Below are 3,384 nucleotides of genomic sequence, written 5' to 3'. Positions count from 1 at the left end.
GCTCCCTGACTCAAGAAATAACAGGGATTCAAGCTAATTAATCTGCCCAAGTAGTTGTGTGGATGACTCATGGTTGATTATAATTTTTTAAGCTTTGCGATACGATCGGACTCGTTACAGAGTACATTTGAGTATATTTACTGAGATTGAATAAAGAGGGTAAGACGCAGTGGTTAGAGTAGCAATCAATGGTTTTGGGCGCATCGGACGTAATTTCGCCAGATGCTGGCTCACCAGAGAAAATAGCCAGTTGGAATTAGTGGGCATCAATGACACCTCCGATCCGAGGACTAATGCCCATTTGCTGAAGTATGACTCAATGTTGGGGACGCTCAAAGGCGTGGACATCAGCGCGGATGATAACTCCATCACCGTTAATGGCAAAACAATTAAGTGTTTTTCTGATCGCAATCCCTTGAACTTACCTTGGGCTGAGTGGGGAATCGATCTAGTGATTGAAGCTACGGGTGTATTTATTGACCGTCCTGGAGCTTCTAAGCATATCGCAGCGGGTGCTAAGAAGGTATTGATTACTGCTCCTGGCAAAGGACCGGATATTGGTACGTTTGTGATGGGTGTCAATCATCACGAATACGACAATAGCTATGACATTGTGAGCAATGCAAGCTGTACTACTAACTGTTTGGCTCCCTTTGCCAAAGTGTTACATGAGAATTTCGGCATTATCAAAGGGACAATGACTACCACCCACAGCTACACTGGCGATCAGCGGTTGCTAGATGCTAGTCACCGGGATGTTCGTCGGGCACGGGCTGCTGCGCTCAACATTGTACCTACTTCAACGGGTGCTGCGAAGGCTGTTGCTCTTGTTATTCCAGAACTTAAGGGCAAGCTGAATGGTATCGCTTTGCGCGTACCTACCCCTAATGTTTCTGTGGTAGATTTGGTTGTTCAAGTCGAGAAAAGCACGATCGCCGAACAGGTAAATCAAGTTCTCAAAGACGCGGCAGAAGGACCGCTTAAGGGAATTTTAGAATACAACGAATTGCCTCTAGTTTCATCAGACTACAAAGGTAATGATGCTTCTTCCATTGTGGATGCTAGTCTGACGATGGTTATGGGTGGCGATATGGTTAAGGTGATTGCTTGGTATGACAATGAGTGGGGTTATTCTCAGCGCGTTGTAGATTTAGCTGAATTAATGGCTTCCAAGTGGAACAGTTAATTAATTAACTGAAACTTATAAGAATTAGTGTCGATTCAAATAAGTTTTTTTTAAGCCACTATTACCCGCCTTCAACGCGAGATAATTCTCGTGGAAGGCGGATTTATTATGATTAAAATAAAATATATGTGTGGTTATTTCTGGTAAATAGCACGCTTTAATTGTAGCAGCCCTTCCTCTGGGGTTAGCTGAGGCTAATGCCGAGCTGTGCTAATATCTCCGCAGCTATTGACGACTTGCTTTTGGGCATATTTTCTTGTAAAGAACTATGATAGTACCGCAGCCTAACTCAACGGCTGCACTCAATTCTGATTGTCCATCAGTAACAGGAAAGGGCGCATGACCTACAAAGAAAAATTATTTCCTTGGTGTATTATCCGGAATCTACCGGATCAGCAACAGACGATTGTCGCTCGGATGCGTCGTCGTAATGATGCAGAACAACATTTAGTGCTACTACAGCGCACAATCCAGGATGCTTCCTTGAGCGTTATCTTCGATCAAACTACCAAAAGTTTGAACTCATTAGGTAACGTAGCAGAAGAAAAAGAGGTGGGGAGCAAAGCTGTGGAATCTGCCAAGGAAACTTTAGCCCCGCTCTAAATACTGAAGGAACGGAAAACACAATCGCTCCGTCAGATATTGATGGAGCGATTATTTTGTCTTTATTCCTCGGGTGACATCTCATGGATACTTTACGGTAATTATCCCGATCATCCAGGGAATTCTGAGAAATTATTAAATAGCCACCGCTCAGATGCGGTAAACCTGTCCCTTACTGGTGAGTCCATTGCGACTCCCCTCGATCGCTATGTTACTCACACGTCAGCAAATCAAAGCTAAAAAACGCAATGCCAAACGGCTCGGTCAGTTACTCCAAGACGCTAGGGAAGAACTGGTACAAAGTATAGCCATGCTTGAGGATACCACAATTATGGAGGGTATTTGGCAACTGCCGGATGTTTCTGGTTCCCATAAGGCACATTCGGCGATTGGGCAAATTCTTGCGATCGCAAATCAGTGGAACGATTTAAACCATTTTGAAATTGAGGAGAAGTTATCCCTGATTGAAAGTACATTCTACCAACATTAATTCCCATTACACTCCAGAAACACCCCAGAAACCCGGTTTCTTAAAGAAACCGGGTTTCTTTGTACCTTAAGGTGTAACCTATTTTATTGAGATTCCATGGTAATATTTACAGAGGATTTCATATTCACCATTGCTTCCTCATCACTCTTAGGATCTTTAATCCCGAATTCCATATTGGAAATTACAGACATATTACCAATATTGGGCATAATTTGATCTAACCTTCCCGTTAAAGTGCCATTACTCTGAATTGCCATGGATTTTATATTCACTTCCATACCCGGAGGAAGTCCCGGTAAATTCACCCCACTGACAGCTTTTGGCTCGCCTTTAGTATCGGTGCTAACTTTCAAAGTAACAGTATTATTTTGGAGACTTACTATTTCATACAAAACATCTATTTGATTTATCGGTAAACCCACGGGAGGAACCGAACTTAAAACGCGCCACTTTGCTCCCACACCTACATTAGCTTGGGGGAAAGGGGAATTAGATAATTGCTCCAAAGAATTTAACATTGGCTGGAGAAATTGCTTGATATTGGGATCGATATCGTCAGGAAATACCACATTTACGTCTTTCGCTTTGCCCTGACTATCGAGAATATATGACATTTTCATTCCCGTGATTTTGTCTAGTTGGGATCGGATTGAATCAAGGACATTGGCGGGGAATGCTGTATTTGAAGCTACTTCAACCTGAGAATAAGACAATTCAATGTGAGCATCTCCATTGGGATCTATCTGTTTAACTCCGGCTTCAAGAGTCATCTTTACAGGCGGGAAATCAATTGCAGGCATAACTTGATCGTCAATAGTTGCTGCCATGTTCATATTCATGGTCATTATTGTAGTTTGCCTGGTATTAGCAGTAGGAGTGAAACGTAATTGTTGTCTCGGTTCAATTCCTGGATTGAGTAATTCTACTCCTGATTGGGCAGAATTGGAATTATTCGGGGAAGCTTGAGAAATCTGTGAGATAATTGCTGGTGTTTCTGCTTTTAGGGTTAGGGTGGGAGATGTTACTCCAAATCCAGTAATTAGAAGTAGAAGGGAACTTAGAGCTAGTGGTTTTTTCATGACTTTTCTTTTAAGGGGAGTGGAAC

The 3,384-nt window shown here is 42.6% G+C and carries 4 protein-coding genes; 3 read left to right on the top strand and 1 reads right to left on the bottom strand.

The annotated features are described in order from the left end of the window. Positions 1 to 169 precede the first annotated feature (169 nt). From NJ959_RS27480 to NJ959_RS27470, 3 genes are all read left to right on the top strand, one after another. Entirely contained in the window at positions 170 to 1,186 is a 1,017-nt protein-coding gene (locus tag NJ959_RS27480) for a type I glyceraldehyde-3-phosphate dehydrogenase (protein WP_254014944.1), read from the top strand. 339 nt (positions 1,187 to 1,525) lie between these two features. After that, complete coding sequence (locus NJ959_RS27475) at positions 1,526 to 1,789, top strand: hypothetical protein (protein ID WP_254014943.1); 264 nt, start codon at positions 1,526 to 1,528, stop codon at positions 1,787 to 1,789. Positions 1,790 to 1,997: 208 nt separating this feature from the next. Then, positions 1,998 to 2,279, top strand: a complete 282-nt coding sequence (locus NJ959_RS27470) for a hypothetical protein (RefSeq protein ID WP_254014942.1) — start codon at positions 1,998 to 2,000, stop codon at positions 2,277 to 2,279. A gap of 83 nt (positions 2,280 to 2,362) precedes the next feature. On the opposite strand, the gene NJ959_RS27465 is transcribed toward NJ959_RS27470, so the two are convergent. Beyond that, positions 2,363 to 3,384 (bottom strand): hypothetical protein (locus NJ959_RS27465; protein ID WP_254014941.1); only part of this gene is annotated, 1,022 nt, incomplete at its 5' end.

The sequence above is a fragment of the Limnofasciculus baicalensis BBK-W-15 genome (assembly GCF_024178385.1).
Taxonomy (GTDB): domain Bacteria; phylum Cyanobacteriota; class Cyanobacteriia; order Cyanobacteriales; family Coleofasciculaceae; genus Limnofasciculus; species Limnofasciculus baicalensis.
This window is presented reverse-complemented; position numbering and strand designations above follow the sequence as displayed.